At 67.1% G+C, this 16,295-nt stretch carries 13 protein-coding genes; 8 read left to right on the top strand and 5 right to left on the bottom strand.

What is annotated here, in order from left to right:
* Positions 1-124: 124 nt before the first annotated feature.
* Positions 125-2,242 (bottom strand): transketolase family protein, encoded by a 2,118-nt coding sequence (locus tag D6T64_RS08490; protein WP_119974193.1) that lies wholly within the window; start codon positions 2,240-2,242, stop codon positions 125-127.
* Positions 2,243-2,294: 52 nt separating this feature from the next.
* Between D6T64_RS08490 and D6T64_RS08485 the strand changes: the two genes are divergently transcribed.
* The 4 genes from D6T64_RS08485 (at position 2,295) to D6T64_RS08470 (ending at position 5,961) form a co-directional block, all read left to right on the top strand.
* Complete coding sequence (locus D6T64_RS08485) at positions 2,295-3,455, top strand: ROK family protein (protein ID WP_119974191.1); 1,161 nt, start codon at positions 2,295-2,297, stop codon at positions 3,453-3,455.
* Between the two features lie 155 nt (positions 3,456-3,610).
* Positions 3,611-4,093, top strand: a complete 483-nt coding sequence (locus tag D6T64_RS08480) for a PTS sugar transporter subunit IIA (protein ID WP_119974188.1) — start codon at positions 3,611-3,613, stop codon at positions 4,091-4,093.
* Entirely contained in the window at positions 4,090-4,362 is a 273-nt protein-coding gene (locus D6T64_RS08475) for a PTS sugar transporter subunit IIB (protein WP_119974186.1), read from the top strand. The genes D6T64_RS08480 and D6T64_RS08475 overlap by 4 nt, the downstream gene beginning before the upstream one ends.
* A 54-nt stretch (positions 4,363-4,416) precedes the next feature.
* Positions 4,417-5,961 (top strand): PTS ascorbate transporter subunit IIC, encoded by a 1,545-nt coding sequence (locus D6T64_RS08470; RefSeq protein WP_119974184.1) that lies wholly within the window; start codon positions 4,417-4,419, stop codon positions 5,959-5,961.
* Positions 5,962-6,185: 224 nt separating this feature from the next.
* On the opposite strand, the gene D6T64_RS08465 is transcribed toward D6T64_RS08470, so the two are convergent.
* Entirely contained in the window at positions 6,186-7,238 is a 1,053-nt protein-coding gene (locus tag D6T64_RS08465; protein ID WP_119974182.1) for an LLM class flavin-dependent oxidoreductase, read from the bottom strand.
* A gap of 18 nt (positions 7,239-7,256) precedes the next feature.
* Positions 7,257-7,895: an NADPH-dependent F420 reductase gene (locus D6T64_RS08460; RefSeq protein ID WP_119974180.1), complete on the bottom strand. Its 639-nt coding sequence runs from the start codon at positions 7,893-7,895 to the stop codon at positions 7,257-7,259.
* Positions 7,896-7,980: 85 nt separating this feature from the next.
* On the opposite strand from D6T64_RS08460, the gene D6T64_RS08455 reads away from it, so the two are divergent.
* Positions 7,981-8,475: a MarR family winged helix-turn-helix transcriptional regulator gene (locus D6T64_RS08455; RefSeq protein WP_199719117.1), complete on the top strand. Its 495-nt coding sequence runs from the start codon at positions 7,981-7,983 to the stop codon at positions 8,473-8,475.
* Positions 8,476-8,542: 67 nt separating this feature from the next.
* On the opposite strand, the gene D6T64_RS08450 is transcribed toward D6T64_RS08455, so the two are convergent.
* Both D6T64_RS08450 and D6T64_RS08445 read right to left on the bottom strand, forming a co-directional pair.
* Positions 8,543-9,487 carry an N-acetylglucosamine kinase gene (locus D6T64_RS08450; RefSeq protein ID WP_119974178.1) on the bottom strand — a complete coding sequence of 315 codons (945 nt, stop codon included), beginning with the start codon at positions 9,485-9,487 and terminating at the stop codon, positions 8,543-8,545.
* A 66-nt stretch (positions 9,488-9,553) separates the two neighbouring features.
* Positions 9,554-12,085, bottom strand: coding sequence for a glycoside hydrolase family 2 protein (locus D6T64_RS08445; protein WP_233550956.1), 2,532 nt, complete (start codon positions 12,083-12,085; stop codon positions 9,554-9,556).
* A gap of 263 nt (positions 12,086-12,348) precedes the next feature.
* On the opposite strand from D6T64_RS08445, the gene D6T64_RS08440 reads away from it, so the two are divergent.
* From D6T64_RS08440 to D6T64_RS08430, 3 genes are all read left to right on the top strand, one after another.
* Positions 12,349-13,359, top strand: a complete 1,011-nt coding sequence (locus tag D6T64_RS08440) for a LacI family DNA-binding transcriptional regulator (RefSeq protein ID WP_119974175.1) — start codon at positions 12,349-12,351, stop codon at positions 13,357-13,359.
* Positions 13,360-13,566: 207 nt separating this feature from the next.
* Complete coding sequence (locus D6T64_RS08435; RefSeq protein WP_119974173.1) at positions 13,567-15,243, top strand: ABC transporter substrate-binding protein; 1,677 nt, start codon at positions 13,567-13,569, stop codon at positions 15,241-15,243.
* A 57-nt stretch (positions 15,244-15,300) separates the two neighbouring features.
* Entirely contained in the window at positions 15,301-16,290 is a 990-nt protein-coding gene (locus D6T64_RS08430; protein ID WP_119974171.1) for an ABC transporter permease, read from the top strand.
* Positions 16,291-16,295: the final 5 nt, after the last annotated feature.

Here is a 16,295-nt window from a genome sequence, read left to right as displayed (position 1 = left end):
CAGGGCGACTGAAAGTGCGTTCCGCGCGCGGTGGCGGCATAACTCCTGCAGAATCGTTCGGCCCGAGCGGCAGAAGCCCATAACGACGCGGAACCTTTCTGCCGCCGCCGACGATCTGCAGGAGTTATGCCACGGCAGCCCGCGCAACCACCCGTCGCGCCGCGGCGACCACGTGCTCTTCGGTCACGCCGCGCAGTGCCATGACCTGCGGGCCGCTTCCGGACTCGCCGAACTCGTCGATTCCCACCACCTCGCCGGCGAATCCGACCCAGCGCCACCAGCCGTCAGTGCGGCCGGCTTCCACCGCCACGCGCGCGGTCAACGACGGCGGCAATACCGTGTGGCGATACGGCTCGGCGGCGGCGGCAAACCACTCGACGCACGGCATCGAGACGACCCGCACGGCCAGGCCATCTTCTTCGCTGAGACGCCGGGCCGCGGCGATCGCGAGCGCCACCTCGCTGCCGGTCGCGATCAGGGCCAGGTCGAGGCCGGTGCCGCTCTGCCAGATGACGTAGCCGCCGGCCGCGACACCTGTCGTGGCGTCGGCCGTGCCCTGCGCCGTCACGCCGTCACGTGCGTCGCCGGCCACCACCCGCTCCAACACGGGCACGTCCTGCCGCGACAGGATGAGCGCGGTCGACCCCTCCGGCCGGGCGACCAGGCGACGCCAGGCGGCGACGGTTTCGGTGGCATCCGCCGGCCGCACGACGGAGAGCCCCGGAACCGTGCGCAGCGACGCGATCTGCTCGACCGGCTGGTGGGTGGGGCCGTCCTCGCCCACGGCGACCGAATCGTGGGTGAAGACGTAGATGACCGGCAGCCGCATCAGGGCTGCGAGCCGCAGCGCCGGGCGCAGGTAGTCGCTGAACACGAGGTAGGTCGAGGCGAACGGACGCCAGGGTCCGTGCAGGGCGATGCCGCTGAGGATCGCGGCCATGGCGTGCTCACGAATGCCGAAGTGGATGAACGCACCACCGGGATTCTCGGCCGACACGGCGGCACCCGGTAGGGACACGTTCGTCGACCCGCTCAGGTCGGCCGATCCGCCCCAGAGGGCCATCACTCCCGAGAGTGCCTGGATGATCGCGCCGTTGGTCTTGCGGGTGGCGACCGGGGAGCCGGGTTCGGTGATGCCGGCCGCGACCCGGTCGAGCGCGTCCGCCACGGCCTGCTGGTTCGTGCCCGAGCGAAATTCCAGCCACGCGGCGGCGGAGTCGGGGTTGGCCCCGGCCCAGGCCGCGAACGACCCGTTCCACGCGGCCTCGAGGTCGAGCCCGCGCTGCACGGCCCGTCGACAGAATGCGAGCGCCCCGGGGGTGACGAGCTGTTGCAGGGTCGCATCGGCGGCGAAGCCCAGGGTTCGCTTCACGGCGGCCACCTCTTCGGCGCCGAAACCGCCCGCGTGGGCCGCTGGCCGGCCGCCGAAAACCGTCGAGGGCGCCCCGATCGTGGTCTTCACCGCCACCAGCGTGGGGCGACCGCAGCGCTCGGCGGCGCGGCGCAGCATCCGCTCGATCTCGGTCAGGTCGGTGGCGTCGACGACCTCGAGCACGCGCCAGCCATAGGCCCGGTACCGGGCGCGCACGTCTTCGGCGAAGGCATCCGTCGTCGGGCCGTCGATGGTGACGCCGTTGTCGTCCCAGAGCACCACGAGATTGTCGAGGCCGAGGGTGCCCGCGAGGCTCGAGGCCTCGGCCGAGACGCCCTCCTGCAGGCATCCGTCGCCGGCGATCGCCCAGATCGTGTGGTCGAGCAGCGCCGACCCTGGGGTGAAGGCGGCGGCTTCCTTGCGGGCGGCGATGGCCATTCCGACAGCGGATGCCACACCCTGCCCGAGCGGGCCGGTGCTCATCTCGACGCCCAGCGTGAGGCCGTGTTCCGGGTGCCCGGGAGTGCGCGAACCCAGGGTGCGGCTGGCCGCGATGTCCTCCAGGGTCAGGCCGTAGCCGGTGAGGAAAAGTTGCACGTACAGCATCAGGCTCGCGTGCCCGGCGCTGAGCACGAGGCGGTCCCGGGCGACCCAGTGCGGGTTGTGCGGGCTGTGTCGCAGCACCCGGGAGAAGAGCACGTGGCAGAGTGGGGCGAGCGCCATGGCCGTGCCGCCGTGGCCGTGCCCCTTGGCCTGCACAATGTGGGCGGGGATCGCGATCGCGGCGGCGACGGCCGCAGCCTCCGCGGGCCCGTCGGCGGGCGGATCAACAGCGGCATCGATGGTGACAAGACTATTTTTCAAAGTCATACTGCACACATTGGTATATAAATATACTTAAGTCAATCACGAGGAGGACCGTGTGGCGCATGCGATGTCGACCGGCTCGGGGGTCGTTCTCGACCTCATTCGCGCGGGCATCGCGACCCGCCCGGCCCTGATCGACGAGCTCGGCTGGTCGCGCATCACGCTCGCCCGCCGCCTCGACGAACTGCTCCATGCCGGCATCATCGTCGTGGCGGGCCAGAGCGACTCCCGCGGCGGCCGACCCGCCGAGAGCTTCGCCCTCAATAAAGACGCCGGGCTGCTACTCAGCGTCGACATCGGCGGATCGCACACCCGCGTCGCGATCACCGACCTCGTCTCCACGATCCTCATCGAGGACCAGGCCGAGATCGGCCTCTGGGAGGGTCCGGACACCGTCTTCACCTGGGCGAACCAGGTCTTCGACTACCTGCTGCGCGGGCTGGGCAAGTCCCGGGCCGACGTGCGCGGAATCGGCGTCGGGGTACCCGGGCCGGTGGATGCCGCCACCGGCCGGCTCGCCGCCCCCCAGATCGACGCCCAGTGGAACGACGTGCTGGTCAAGGACCATTTTCCGCAGGACTACAGCGCGATCTTCGCCGTCGACCGGGACGTGAACGTCATGGCGGTCGCCGAATCGCGGCTCGGCTGGCCCGAGCACCGAGACCTCACCGTACTCAAGGTGGGGCTCGGCATCGGCTGCGCGCTCGTGCTCGACGGCCGGGTCTACCGCGGGTCCCGCGGCGGGGCCGGCGACTTCTCGCACAGCTTTCGCCACGGCACCGAACTCTGCAGTTGCGGTCAGCGCGGCTGCCTCGAGGCCGTCGCGAGCGGCTACGCTATCCGCCGGGAGCTCAACGCCCTCGGCTACCGCATCCGCACGACCGGCGATATCGTCGCGCTCAGCCGTATGGGGTCGCCGGATGCCGTGCGTCTGCTGTCCGCGGCCGGTGCGGAAATCGGGCACGCCCTCGTCGACGTTGCCGGGCTGCTGAACCCCGCCCTGATCGTGATCGGCGGCCAGCTCGCCGAGGCCGGCGACCCCTACCTCTCGTCGCTGCGCGAGGCCCTGCTGGCCAGGGTGCGCGCCTTTTCCGGCACCGGCCTCACCGTGGAACCCAGCCGGCTGGGCAACAAGGCAGGCGTGCTCGGCGCCTCACTCATCGCCCAGGACGCCCTCTTCGACGCCGACCGCATCAGCCATCTCACCCGCAGCTGACGCCGACGGCGATCCGGGGCAGGGCCAAAAGTCCTGACTTCGGATCACTTGTAGACAAAAGTCGCGGCGCCGCATTAGGCTCGGATCACAGCCCCGGTAATTGGGGCAGACGATGTGGTCTTGTGAATGGAAGACCGGAACCGAGGAGTCTTCGCATGACGGTCAACCTGGCACACGATCTCGACGCGGCGTCGATTCGCACCCACGCCGTCGCCGCCGACTGGCGGGCCGCAATCACCCTCGCCGGTGACGCCCTCGCGGCCGGTGGCGTCACGACCGACGTCTACACCGCCGAGATGATCGCCGCCGTCGAGAAACTCGGCCCCTACATCGTCATCGCTCCCGGCCTCGCCATCGCCCACTCCCGCCCCTCGCCTGCCGTGCTGCGCGCCGGCCTCAGCTGGGTCACCCTCGAGACTCCCGTGAGCTTCGGGCACAAGAAGAACGATCCGGTGTCGCTCATCGTCGGCCTCGCCGCCCCCGACCACGACGGACACCTCGAGATGATGCAGGCCCTGGCCGGCGTGCTCATGAACACCGAGCAGCTGGCCGCGCTGAAAAACGCCGACTCGCCCGCCGAGGTCCTCGCACTCATGTCCACCCCCGAACTGACTGCTGAACGAAAGGCACACTCATGAAGATCATCGCGGTCTGCGGAATGGGGATCGGCACATCCGTTCTCCTGAAAATGAACACCGAAAAGGTGCTCCGCACGCTCGGCATCGACGCCGACGTCGAGGCTGCCGACATCGGCGTGGCCCGCGGCATGGCCCGCGACGCTGAGATCGTGCTGACCAGCGAGGAGCTCGCCGAGGAGATCGGCGACGTCGACGCCCAGGTCATCGTGATCGACAACTTCTTCGACCTCGACGAGATCACCGAAAAGCTCACCGGCGCGCTCGAGTAGCGCCGGTTCTGTCCCACCACTAATTGCACGACTGAGTAAGAAGGGGAGCCTCTCATGGAGTGGTTCTTAGTCATCCTGGATTTCATCGGCCAACAGATTTTGAATGTGCCGGCCTATCTGGTGGGAATCATCACGGCGGTCGGGCTGATCGCCCTGCGTCGCCCGGTGGGCGCCATCATCGGTGGCAGCCTGAAAGCGGCGCTCGGGTTCCTGATCCTCGGGGCCGGTGCCGGCGTGGTTGTCGCCTCCCTCACCCCGCTCGGCGAGCTGATTTTGCAGGTTACCGGAGCGCAGGGCGTGATCCCGACCAATGAGGTCATCACCGCCCTCGCGGCCGAGGAATTCGGTGCCACCAGCGCCTACGTGCTCGTCGTCGGCTTCGTCGTGATGCTGATGCTCGCCCGCTTCACCCCGCTCAAGTACGTGTTCCTCACCGGACACCACATGGTCTTCATGGCCATGATGCTTGCCGTGGTGCTCTCGGTCGGGTTCGGCTCCGAGCTCAGCTGGCTCGTCGTCGTCATCGGCGGTGGCCTGCTCGGCGTGATCATGGTCGTCATGCCCGCCTTCGCCCAGCCGTGGACCAAGCGCATCACCGGCGACGACACCATCGCCATCGGCCACTTCGGAACCCTCGGCTACATCGCCGCCGGCGCAGTTGGCCAGGCCGTCGGCAAGCGCAGCAAGTCGACCGAGCACATCAACTTCCCGCAGAACCTGCGCTTCCTGCGCGACTCCATGGTCGCCACCTCGGTCTCGATGGTCGCCATTTACATGGTCTTCGCGGTCTGGGGACTGATTGCGCTTCCCCGAGCGGATGCCCTCGCCATCTTCGCCTCCGCCGACGCCGGCGCGTTCATCATGGCCGCGTTCGCCCAGGCCCTGCAGTTCGGTGTCGGTGTCGCGATCATCCTCTACGGCGTGCGCACCATCCTGGGTGAGCTCGTTCCCGCCTTCCAGGGCATCGCCGAGAAGGTCGTTCCCGGTGCCCGGCCGGCGCTCGACATTCCGATCGTGTTCCCGTTCGCGGCCAACGCCGTACTCATCGGGTTCCTGGCGTCCTTTGCCGGTGGCCTGCTCAGCCTCGGCGTGCTCGCCATCTGGCTCGGCCCGGTCTTCGGCCTCGCGCTGATCCTGCCCGGCATGGTGCCGCACTTCTTCACGGGTGGTGGTGCCGGTGTCTACGGCAACGCGACCGGTGGTCGAATCGGCGCCATGGTCGGTGGCTTCGTCAACGGAATCCTCATCACCATCCTGCCGGCGATCCTGCTGCTCGTGCTCGGCGGCCTCGGCTTTGCCAACAGCACCTTCGGCGACACCGACTTCGGCTGGTTCGGAACCCTCATCGGCGTGAGCCTGCTGGGCGACAACACCGCCGTCGGGGTCATGCTCACCGTTCTGATCGGCGTGGTGCTGGTGCTCGCGGCGATCCTGTTCCAGGTCAAGGTCGTCAACAAGGGCTGGATGCCCGGAGCCAAGCACACGGCCTTCGTTGACGCGATCGACGCCGAGCTCAAGGCTTCCGCTGCCGCAGCAAAGGCCGAGGCCAAGCTGGCCCGTGCCGCCGCGGCCGCCGAACTGGCGGACAAGAAGGCGTAATCGGCCATATCAGTCCAGATAAAGGGGTCGCACCGGTCGGTGCGGCCCCTTTTCCGTGTCGGGACGGGGTGTCTCCGCGAGGCCGCCGTCATAACTCCTGCTGATGTGTTCGGCCTCAGCGGCAGAAGCCCTTCATGACGCGGAACCTATCTGCCGCCGCACGCGATCAGCAGGAGTTATGCCGCGGCCGGCCCCGTCACCGTCCCTGACGGAGCCCTCGAGGCCTACTTCGCGGCGAGCAACCGCTCCACCCGCGGCTTGACCTCGGTCGCCAGCAGGGTGATCGACTCCATCAGGTACTCGTGCGGCAGTCCGCCGTGGTCGCCCTGGAAGAAGTGGCGCATGTGGCCGAGGTGGCCGTGCAGGGCCACGATGCGTTCGGCGACGTCGTCGGGGTCGCCGACGAAGTAGGCGTTGGGCGCGTCGACCTGCGCGAGGTAGGCGCCCTTCTGCGGTGCCGGCCAGCCGCGCAGCCGGCCCATCTCCACGTTCAGGTTGACCCAGCCCGGGTACATGCGCTCGACGGCTTCTTTCTTGGTCGGTGCGACGAGGCCGAAGGTCGCAACCGAGACCTTGATGTTCTCGGTGTGACCGGCGGCGGCCGCGGACTGCCGGTACAGCTGGGCGAGCGGCGCGAAGCGGTGCGGCTGCCCGCCGATGATGGCGTAGGCCAGCGGCAGGCCGAGGCGGCCGGCGCGGGCCGACGACGGAGCGCTGCCGCCGGTGGCGATCCAGATCGGCAGCGAGCCCTGCACCGGGCGGGGTACGACGGCGAGGTCCGGCAGCGACGGGCGCGCGGTTCCCGACCAAGTCACGTTCTCGGTCGTGTTGTTGTTCAGTGTGAGCAGCAGGTCGAGCTTCTGGGCATAGAGCTCGTCGTAGTCGTTCAGGTCGTAGCCGAACAGCGGGAACGTCTCGACGCTTGACCCGCGGCCGGCGGTGATCTCGATGCGGCCGCCGCCCGAGATGGCGTCTGCGGTCGCGAACTGCTGAAAGACCCGCACCGGGTCATCCGTTCCGATGATGCTTGCCGCGCTGCCGAGGGTGATCTGCGTCGTCGCGGCGGCCGCGGCGGCGATGATCGTGCCGGGCGACGACGCCGGCATCGACACCGTGTGGTGCTCGCCGACGCCGAAGTAGTCAAGGCCCACCCGGTCGGCGTGCACGATCGCGTCGAACAGGTTCTTGGTGGCCTCGGCGGTCGAGCGCGAGCTGCCGTCGGGGTTGAGCTGGGTGTCGCCGAAGCTGTAGGCGCCGATTTCCACGGTGGTCTCCATTATTTGAGGGGTGATTGATTACGCGGCGAGCGGATGCTGCACCAGCGCACGCAGCGCGGGTGCGGTGTAGCTGCCGGTGAAAATGGCGGTTGTGGGTTCGAAAACACGCCCGGCGGCGAGCGGTCCGGCGTCGACGGCGTCGTAACCGAGCCGGTCGATGAAGCCCCTGACCAGGTCCTTGGCGTTAGCGTCGTCGCCGGCCACGGCCAGCGCCCGGCGCTCAGGATCGCCGGCGGGCCGGTCATCCTCTTCCATCTCGTGATAGCCGATGTGGTTGAGCGACTTCACGACCCGCGAGCCGGCCAGGAACTGGGCGACGACCTCACTCGAGGTGCGGGCATCCGCTTCGAAATCATCGTGCACGCCGTCGACGGGAGCCCAATAGTTCATGGCGTCGATGACGATGCGGCCGGCCAAGTCGGCGGGGTTCAGGGTGCGGTACTTGTGCAGGGGGATGGCCACGATCACGAGGTCGGATGCTGCCGCTTCGCTCGCGTCGACGGCCTGCGCTCCCGGCGTGACGATATTCACCAGCAGGTCGATGTCGGCGGCGGGCTGCGCGGTCGCGATGCGCACCCGATACCCGGCCTTCACGGCCTGCCGGGCGAGGGCGGTGCCGACGCGGCCGGCGCCGAGGATTCCGATCGTGGGGTGCATGCTGACTCCAAACTGTTCTGTTCTACAGATCATATGCCGCGCAGAAGATCTATGCAACTGCATGCTTTGCGGTTAGGATTGCCCTATGACAAGCGAAGCGACCGTGTCGCAGGCGGTGCCCGGCGACCTCGGCTGGAACCTGGCCATGGTGCTGCGCGGCTATCAGCGCCTGCAAGAGGATGCCGTCGATGGCCTGCCCGGCGGGGTGCGCTGCTACCAGGTGCTCTCCACCGTCATTCACCACGAGCTACCGTCGCAGCAGGCGATCGGCGCTCACCTCGCCATCGATCGCACGGTCATGACCTACCTGCTCGACGGCATGGTGACCGCCACGCTGGTCGAGCGGGTGCCCGACCCCGCCGACCGCCGGGCGCGCAAGATCGTGGCCACGGCCGAGGGGGTGGCCGTGCTGGCTCGCTACGAAGCACGTGTCGCCGCCGTCGAACAGGCCATTCTGGGCGGGCTCGAGGGCGCGGATGCCGCCCAGCTCGGCAGCCTGCTCGGCCGGCTCGCCTCGAGTGTGCATCGCGCCGACCCGACCGCGAGCCCCTGCGAGGCCGTCGAGTCCCTCGACCGCTAGCCGGCGTCCGCCATTTCGCCGAACCGTGAGTTAAGCATGGCTTTGCGGCCCGAAACGGATGCTTAACTCACGGTTCGGCGTAACGCGCGACGAAGGGGCTCAGGGCACTGTCGGGGCTCAGGTGCGCCAAGAACGCGGCGCCGTCCAGTGCCGATCCAGCAGCCGCGAAAATGTCTACGTTCGGCCAAATCGCCCGCAGCCCGGCATCGAAGCGGGTCGCTATCGCAGCGGATGCGAAGACACCCCCGATCCGCCCGGCTACCGGAGTCGACCGCACGGCCTCCCCGACCCGCCGCAGGCCGGTGGCGGCCGAGAGCACCAACTCGTCGGCCGCTCGTGCGCACAGGGCGGCCGCGACGGCATCCGTGTCGGCACACTCCGTTACCCAGCGGGCGTAGCTGGCGATTCGGCGCACTCGCCCCGGATCGGACTGCAGATCGAGATATGCGAACTCGAGATCGACGAATTCCTCGCTGGCCCGCTGCGTGAGTGCGGTCGGCGCGCCGCGGCCGTCATGGGCGCGCATCACGGCCTCGAGCCCCGCCCGCCCGAGCCAGTACCCGCTGCCGGCGTCGCCGATCAGGTTTCCCCAGCCGTCCACCCGCGCGACCTCGGAGTCACCCACGGCCAGGGTGACCACCCCGGTGCCCGACGCAACGACCACTCCTTGTGCAGCGCCGAGGGCACCGAGATAGGACGTGACCGAGTCGTGCGCGAGCGCGACCTGGCGCACACCCGAGTCCCGACCGGCTGCTGCTAGCTGTCGGGGATCACACTCGACGGCCGTGAAACCGGAGATACCGGCGCACACGGTGTCGATCGTTCGGCCGGCGGCCGCCCCAACCTGCGCAACAACGGCCACGATCTGGGGCAGCAGCGCGGTGTCCGTGCGAAGAGCATCGAAGTCGAAGTCGCGCGCGACTCCGAGCCCCCGCAGGCGCGCCCGAATTCCGGTCTGGCCGGCGTCAATGGCCAGCAGCGTAGCGCCACGCGCGGTGACTTCGACGGTCATGGTCGTTCCTCTTATATAGGGCAGAGAAAATAGGCAGGGAAATAGGGCAGAGAATCCGGCAGCGGGCTATCCGAGCGCGACCAATTGGTTGGCGCTGCGCAGGACCAGGGGGCACGACAGATCCGCCGCGGTGAGTTCTGCCTGTGACGTGATGTCGAACGTGACGTGCTCGCCGGGCAGCAGGGTCACCAGCATGTCGGTGACGCCCGCCGCCGGATCGACTTGGTCGACCAGCAGGGCCAGATCGCGCACGAGGGCGTTCGCCGTCACCGTGAGCCGGTAGCCGCCCGATACGCGTTCCAGGCTCGTGGCGAGATCGGGCACGTGGAGTGCCGTGTCCCGCGGTTCGGCGAAGAAGCGGTGAGCGCGCACCCCGGTGAGCTCGGCCTGCAGAAGCTCCGCCGCCGCATCCGTCGCCGAAGCAACGGCTGCGGGCAGCGGCACGGTCGCCGTTGACCGTGGCGCGAGGGTGACCTGTTCGGTGTGCTCGGCGAGAATCGTTCCCGCAAACGAGAGCCGTTGCACGGTGAGGGCGCCCGTCCAGGTGTCGGCCGAGTCGTTCACGGCGACCGCGGCGAAGGCGCCGTCGCGCTTCTGCAGGGTGACGAGCCGGTCGGCGTAGGCGTGGCGCAGGGCGTAGAGCAGCGGCTTGGGGCGGCCGTAGCCGTCGACGGCGGCCCACGACGTGACCGGCCAGCAGTCGTTCAGCTGCCAGACGATGCTACCCATGCAGTGCGGCTGCAGGGATCGCAGGTGATCGACGGCGGTCGAGATGGCATTGGCCTGGTTCAGCGACATGGCCCAGTGCCAGTCTTCAATCGTGTTCGGCAGGGCGAAGTGCGCCAGCAGGCCGTCGGTCAGCTTCGCATTGCCGAGCGCCGCCTTCTGGTGCACCACCATGCCGGGCGACTCGGGCGTGAGCGGAGCGTCGCTGATCGACTCGGTCATGGTCGACCACGTGGGCGGCCCCTGCCAGCCGAATTCGGCGACGAAGCGCGGTCGGTAGTCGAGGTAATTCGGGTAGTCGCGCTGGTTCCAGATGTCCCAGATATGCATCGTGCCGTGAGACGGGTCGTTGGGCACGTGCGCGTCGACGTCACCGTCCACCGCCGGTGAGAACGGGCTGCCGGGGGTGTAGCCGACGTGCGGGGCGAGTTCGGCGACGATGGCCGGGAACAGTTCGTAGTAGTAGCCCGCGCCCCAGGTCTTGCCATCAAGGCGCAGCTTCCAATTCCAGTCCTCGTAGCCCCAGATGTTCTCGTTGTTGCCGTTGAGCACCACGAGCGACGGATGCGCCGCCAAGCGGGTCACGTTTTCTCTCGCTTCGGCCTGCATTTCGTCCCAGAGCGGTTGCTCTTCGGAGTAGGCCGCGCAGGCGAGCAAGAAGTCCTGCCAGGTGAGCATGCCGCGCTCGTCGCAGAGCTCGTAGAAGTCGTCGCTTTCGAAGATGCCGCCGCCCCAGATGCGCAGCAGGTTGATGTTGGCGAACTCGGCCTGTTCGAGGCGATCCCGGTAGCGGGCCCGGTCGACTCGGTGCGGGAATGCATCGTCGGGAATCCAGTTGGCTCCGCGCACGAACACCGGCTGACCGTTGATGACGATGGTGAACGGGGTGCCCGCCGCGTCGGGCGTGATATCCAATTCCACGGTGCGAAAGCCGATAGGCTTGTTGGCCTCGTCGAGAATGGTGTCGCCGCTGCGCAGGGTCACGGCCAGGTCGTAGAGCGGCTGCTCGCCGTATCCGCGCGGCCACCACAGCGCGACGTCGCCGATGCGCAGGCTCAGCTCGGCGTGCGTCGCACCGGCCGCGAGCTCCACCTCGGTGTCGAGTCCGGCGACGGATGCCGCCACGGTCACAGCGGCATCGCTCGCCCGGGCGACATCGACGTGCACGGTGATGAGACCGTCGCTGGCGTCGACCGTGGCGATCGGCCGCACGGTGGCCAGCCGCGCTGTCGACCAGCTCTCCAGCGTGACCGGGCGCCACATGCCTGAGCTGGAGGTATCGATGCCCCAGTCCCAGCCGAAGCTGCAGGCCATCTTGCGGATGGCGTTGTAGGGGTGGTGGTTCACGTGCGGGCGGTAGCCGAGCTCCAGACTGGCGGCATCCGCGTGGCGTATCGGCGAGCGAAAGGTGACCGTGAGTTCGTTCAGTCCCGAGCGCAGCAGAGCGCGCACGTCGAAGCGGTAGCTGCGGTGCATGTTACGGGTCTGACCGACCGGATGCCCGTTGAGCGCGATGTCGGCGACGGTGTCGAGACCGGCAAAGTTGAGTTCGGTCTTCGTGCTGTCGGCGGGCTGCCAGGCGAACGTGGTCGTGTAGCGCCAGTCGGCGAGGCCGATCCAGGCGAGCTGACGTTCGTTGGAATCCAGGTAGGGATCGGGAATGAGGCCGGCCGCGAGCAGATCGGTGTGCACCGAGCCGGGCACGGTCGCGGCCACGATGCTGCCGCGCACCTCCGCCGGAACCCCGGCCCCGTCGACCGCGGCGACCGTCCAGCCCTCGTCCAGGCGCCGGATGGCCGGCAGGATGCGGCGGGGGGTCGACGTGAGTGTGGGCGGTGACTGGTTCATCAGGTACTCCAATTCGGTCGTCATTGATCCGTGGAAGCCCCATTCACCTGCTGCGAACCGGCCCCCGTTGGCGCTGTGGGAGCAATGCTACGGGCCCGAAATGACGCGAGTCAAAACGAAATGTCCACGTTGTCTCATTGTGTCTGCTTGGGCTGGATCGGGTCGGATGCCAGTGAAACACTAGGTTGTGAGTGCCCCTTGTTTGGGTCGTGGGTGCAAAATGTCCAAAAAATGTCTTACGTTGTCATCGGCGCTATTAGCCAGCAGCACTGAATCGAGGGCATGTCATGTCAACACTTCCACGGGCCACACAGGCCGATGTCGCCAAGCTTGCCGGGGTCAGCTCGAAGACCGTTTCCCGGGTGTTCGCCGGCACCGGCGACGTGTCCGCCGCGACCCAGGACCGCGTGTTGACCGCGGCGAAACGGTTGCGTTTTCGCCCGAACGGGCTCGCCCGCAACCTGCGTCGGGGCGGGGTGACCAACACGATCGCGTTTGTGATGGGCGACCTGAAGAACCCGTTCTACTTTCGCGTCGCCGCAGGTGTGGAGCGGGAATTGGCTGCGAGTGGCTTCACCATGCTGCTGGCTACGACCGCCGATGCACCCGACAGCGAAGAGGTCGTTGTAGACGCGCTCCTCTCCCAGCGCGTGCGCGCGCTGCTGCTGATCCCGATCGCCGACGACCAGTCCTATCTCGACGGTGAACGCCAGCTCGGCACCCCGATCATCAGCGTCGACCGGCCGGCGGGCAACCTCGTCGCCGATTCGGTCGTGCTGCAGAATCGGCAGGGCATGGCTGAGGCCGTGCGCTCGCTGACCGCCCTCGGTCACCGCAAGATCGCCTTCATCAGCAACCCGTCGGCGATGTACACCCAGCGCGAACGGCTGGCCGGCTACCGGGAAGCGCTGCGCGAGGTGGGGGTGACCGACTCAGCGCGCTGGGAACGGCTCGATGACGACCCGACCATCGCCGCGGAGAGCGTGGTGCGCGGCCTTCTCGATGGCGACGACCCGCCCACCGCCGTCGTGGCCGGCAACAACCGCGGCAGCCACGGGGCCATCAGGGCTCTGCGAGACCGGATGCCTCCGGTCGCGTTCATCGGGTTCGACGATTTCGAGCTCGCCGACGCTCTCGGCATCTCGGTCGTCGGCTACGACGCCCTCGACATGGGCCGCACGGCTGCTCGTCTCGCGTTGGAACGCTTGGCCGATCCGACCGCGTTCAGCCGGCAGATCGAGATTCCGACCCGGATGATTCATCGCGGATCGGGAGAAATTTTGCCCCCCGAAAAGTAGCGAAATTGGCCCCCGCCTAGTAAGCGGTAGGCTTCCACGGAATCAACCGGAAATGAACATAACTCTGATTCTTGAGGCGCATCTTTTGTTCGACTCTCGGTGAAAGCTGATGTACGTTGCTCCTGAGGGGTCTTCCCTTCGCCCGGGGGCAGGCGAATTCTTCATCGACCGTCCTCCTGGTCTCATTCTCAATGACGAGGAGATCCAATGTCTTGTGTTCCATCGCGCCGCACGAAATGGGCTGGAGCGGCGATCTTCCTGACGTCCGTGCTCGCCCTGTCGGCCTGCAGCGGCACCGGTGCCGACGACACCGCTTCGGGAGACACCGAGGTGGTGGTCTACACCGGTGTGACCGGCGACTTCGCCGAAAACTTCAATCCGTTCATCGTCGGGTCGTTGCAGTCCACCCAGGGCATGATCTACGAGCCGTTGTTCTACTACAACATCGTGACCGGTGCCGATCCGGAACCCCTGCTCGGCACGGAATTCGGCTTCAACGACGACGGAACCGTGCTCACCGTCAGCACGAGAGAGGGCGCGGAATGGAGCGACGGCGAGCCGTTCAGTGCATCCGACGTCGCGTACACCTTCGACCTGCTGAAGGAGGTCCCGGCCTTCAACATTGCCGGCTTCGACGGCGAGGTCACCCAGCCCGACGACAACACGGTCGTGTTCACCTTCGACGAGCCCGCGTTCATGAATGCGCCGGCCTTCCTGGGCAACACCCCGATCATCCCGGAGCACGTCTGGTCCGTGATGGACAGCCCGACGACCAACCAGAATGCCAGTCCGGTCGGATCCGGGGCGTTCCAGCTCGCAGAATTCAACCCGCAGAACTACGTGCTCGCGGCGAACGAGACCTACTGGGGTGGTGAGCCCGACGTTGACGCCCTGCGCTTCATCTCGCTCACCGGCAACCAGTCGGCCACCGACACACTGCTCTCCGGGCAAATCGACTGGGCCGGAATCTTCCTGCCCGACATCGATCAGATCTTCGAGGGAACCTCGCTGACCTACACCAACACGCCCCTGAACCAGACGGCGCTGTTCACCTGCTCGAACGCGGCATTGGGCTGCACCGGCCCGCAGACGGATGTCGCGGTGCGCGAAGCGATCTACAACGGCCTGAACCGCGACCAGCTGAACGCCCTCGCGTTCTCGGGCTACAACGGCACCATGTCCCCGACCTACGCGCTGCTCGGCCGTGACGACAAGTGGATCGCCCCCGAGTTCTCCGAGCCCGTTCCCGGCGAGCCGAACATCGAGGCCGCCGACACCGTGCTTCTCGACGCCGGCTACGCCAAGGGATCCGACGGCATCTATGCCAAGGACGGCCAGCGCGTCAGCATGACCGTGCAGGTGGTCACCGGCTGGACGGACTACATCGCCGCGATGGAGGCCGCCGCTCAGCAGCTTCTTGAGGTGGGGATCGAGCTCAAGCCGGCCCAGGTGTCGTTCCAGGAGTGGACCAGCAGTAAGACCAGCGGAACCTTCGAACTCTCGCTCGATTCGGTGCCGCAGGGTGTGGCCGCTGACCCGTACTACGTCTACCTGAACTCCTTCGCCTCGAAGAACACTGCCCCGGTCGGCGAGACCTCTAACCGTAACTACGTTCGGTACTCGAACCCCATCGTGGACGCGGCCATTGAAGCGGCATCTTCGGCCGCAACGGATGACGCCAAGCTCGCCGAATACGCCACGATCCAGACCGAGATCGTGCGGGACATGCCCTACATCCCCGTGCTGGTGAACAGCGCCCTGTCCATCTTCAACGAGGAGAAGGTCACGGGCTGGCCCACCGAGGAGAACATGTACGCGTACCCGCGCCCTGACCGGTCCTGGGACAACGGCATGGTCGCGAAAAACTTGAAGGTTGTGAACTAGGTGCGCCGCCGGAGGAGTTCGTCGGGGCTGAGCAGTGAACTTCTGGGGGACTGAGCAGTGAACTATCTTGCTCGAAAAATCAGCTTCTACGTCGTGGCCCTCTGGGCCGCGTTGACGCTCAACTTCTTGATTCCTCGTCTCCTGCCGGGCAACCCGGTCGAGATTCTGATTCAAAAGTTAGCCGCGCGTGGGCCGATTACCCCTGAGTTGCGCAACAGCGTCGAACTCCTCCTCGGCGATACCTCGAACGACCCGATCCTGGTGCAGTACTGGAGCTACCTCACGGGGATCTTTTCCGGCGACTTCGGAGTCTCGATCACCTATTATCCGCAGCCGGTCGTGGAGATCATCGCCCAGGCCCTGCCCTGGACGATCGTGATGATCGGCATCGGCACCATCATCGCCTTTCTGGTGGGGATCACCCTCGGCATGCTGGCCGGCTGGAAGCGCGGCTCCTGGCTCGACAACCTGGTGCCGGTCACCACGATGTTCCAGGCGGTCCCGTACTTCTGGCTGGCCCTCATTCTGCTCTACGTGAGCGCCGTGCAGTTCAAGATTTTCCCGGTCAGCGGCGGCTACAGCTATACCGGCGCCGGACCGAGCTGGGATTGGGACTTCATTTCCAGCGCGATCTATTACGGCACCCTGCCCGCGCTGACCATCGTCATCTCCTCTTTCGGTGGCTGGCTGCTCGGCATGCGCAACATGATGGTGTCGACCCTCTCCGAGGATTACATCGTGACGGCGGAGGCCAAAGGCCTACGCCCCACTCGCATCATGATGGCCTACGCGGCTCGCAACGCGATTCTGCCGTCGGTGGCGGGATTCGCCATCTCCCTCGGTTTTGTCGTATCGGGGTCGATCGTGACCGAGCAGGTCTTCTCCTATCCCGGAGTGGGCAGCACCCTGCTGCAGGCCGTGAACAACAACGACTACTCACTCATGCAGGGCCTGTTCCTGGTGATCACCCTGACCGTGCTCGGAGCCAATCTCATCGTGGACCTGCTCTACACGGTCATCGACCCGCGTACGCGAGCCAGAAGCTGAGGCCC

Source organism: Cryobacterium melibiosiphilum, from assembly GCF_003602235.1.
GTDB lineage: Bacteria > Actinomycetota > Actinomycetes > Actinomycetales > Microbacteriaceae > Cryobacterium > Cryobacterium melibiosiphilum.
Note: the sequence above shows the minus strand (reverse complement) of the source record. Positions and strands in the feature narration are given on the sequence as shown.

Excerpts from the sequence above, each read along its gene's own strand:
- D6T64_RS08480 (WP_119974188.1), top strand. The coding sequence starts at position 3,611 with ATGACGGTCAACCTGGCACACGATCTCGACGCGGCGTCGATTCGCACC.
- D6T64_RS08440 (WP_119974175.1), top strand. The coding sequence starts at position 12,349 with ATGTCAACACTTCCACGGGCCACACAGGCCGATGTCGCCAAGCTTGCC.
- D6T64_RS08470 (WP_119974184.1), top strand. The coding sequence starts at position 4,417 with ATGGAGTGGTTCTTAGTCATCCTGGATTTCATCGGCCAACAGATTTTG.
- D6T64_RS08465 (WP_119974182.1), bottom strand. The coding sequence starts at position 7,238 with ATGGAGACCACCGTGGAAATCGGCGCCTACAGCTTCGGCGACACCCAG.
- D6T64_RS08455 (WP_199719117.1), top strand. The coding sequence starts at position 7,981 with ATGACAAGCGAAGCGACCGTGTCGCAGGCGGTGCCCGGCGACCTCGGC.
- D6T64_RS08435 (WP_119974173.1), top strand. The coding sequence starts at position 13,567 with ATGTCTTGTGTTCCATCGCGCCGCACGAAATGGGCTGGAGCGGCGATC.
- D6T64_RS08460 (WP_119974180.1), bottom strand. The coding sequence starts at position 7,895 with ATGCACCCCACGATCGGAATCCTCGGCGCCGGCCGCGTCGGCACCGCC.
- D6T64_RS08445 (WP_233550956.1), bottom strand. The coding sequence starts at position 12,085 with ATGACGACCGAATTGGAGTACCTGATGAACCAGTCACCGCCCACACTC.
- D6T64_RS08475 (WP_119974186.1), top strand. The coding sequence starts at position 4,090 with ATGAAGATCATCGCGGTCTGCGGAATGGGGATCGGCACATCCGTTCTC.
- D6T64_RS08450 (WP_119974178.1), bottom strand. The coding sequence starts at position 9,487 with ATGACCGTCGAAGTCACCGCGCGTGGCGCTACGCTGCTGGCCATTGAC.
- D6T64_RS08490 (WP_119974193.1), bottom strand. The coding sequence starts at position 2,242 with ATGACTTTGAAAAATAGTCTTGTCACCATCGATGCCGCTGTTGATCCG.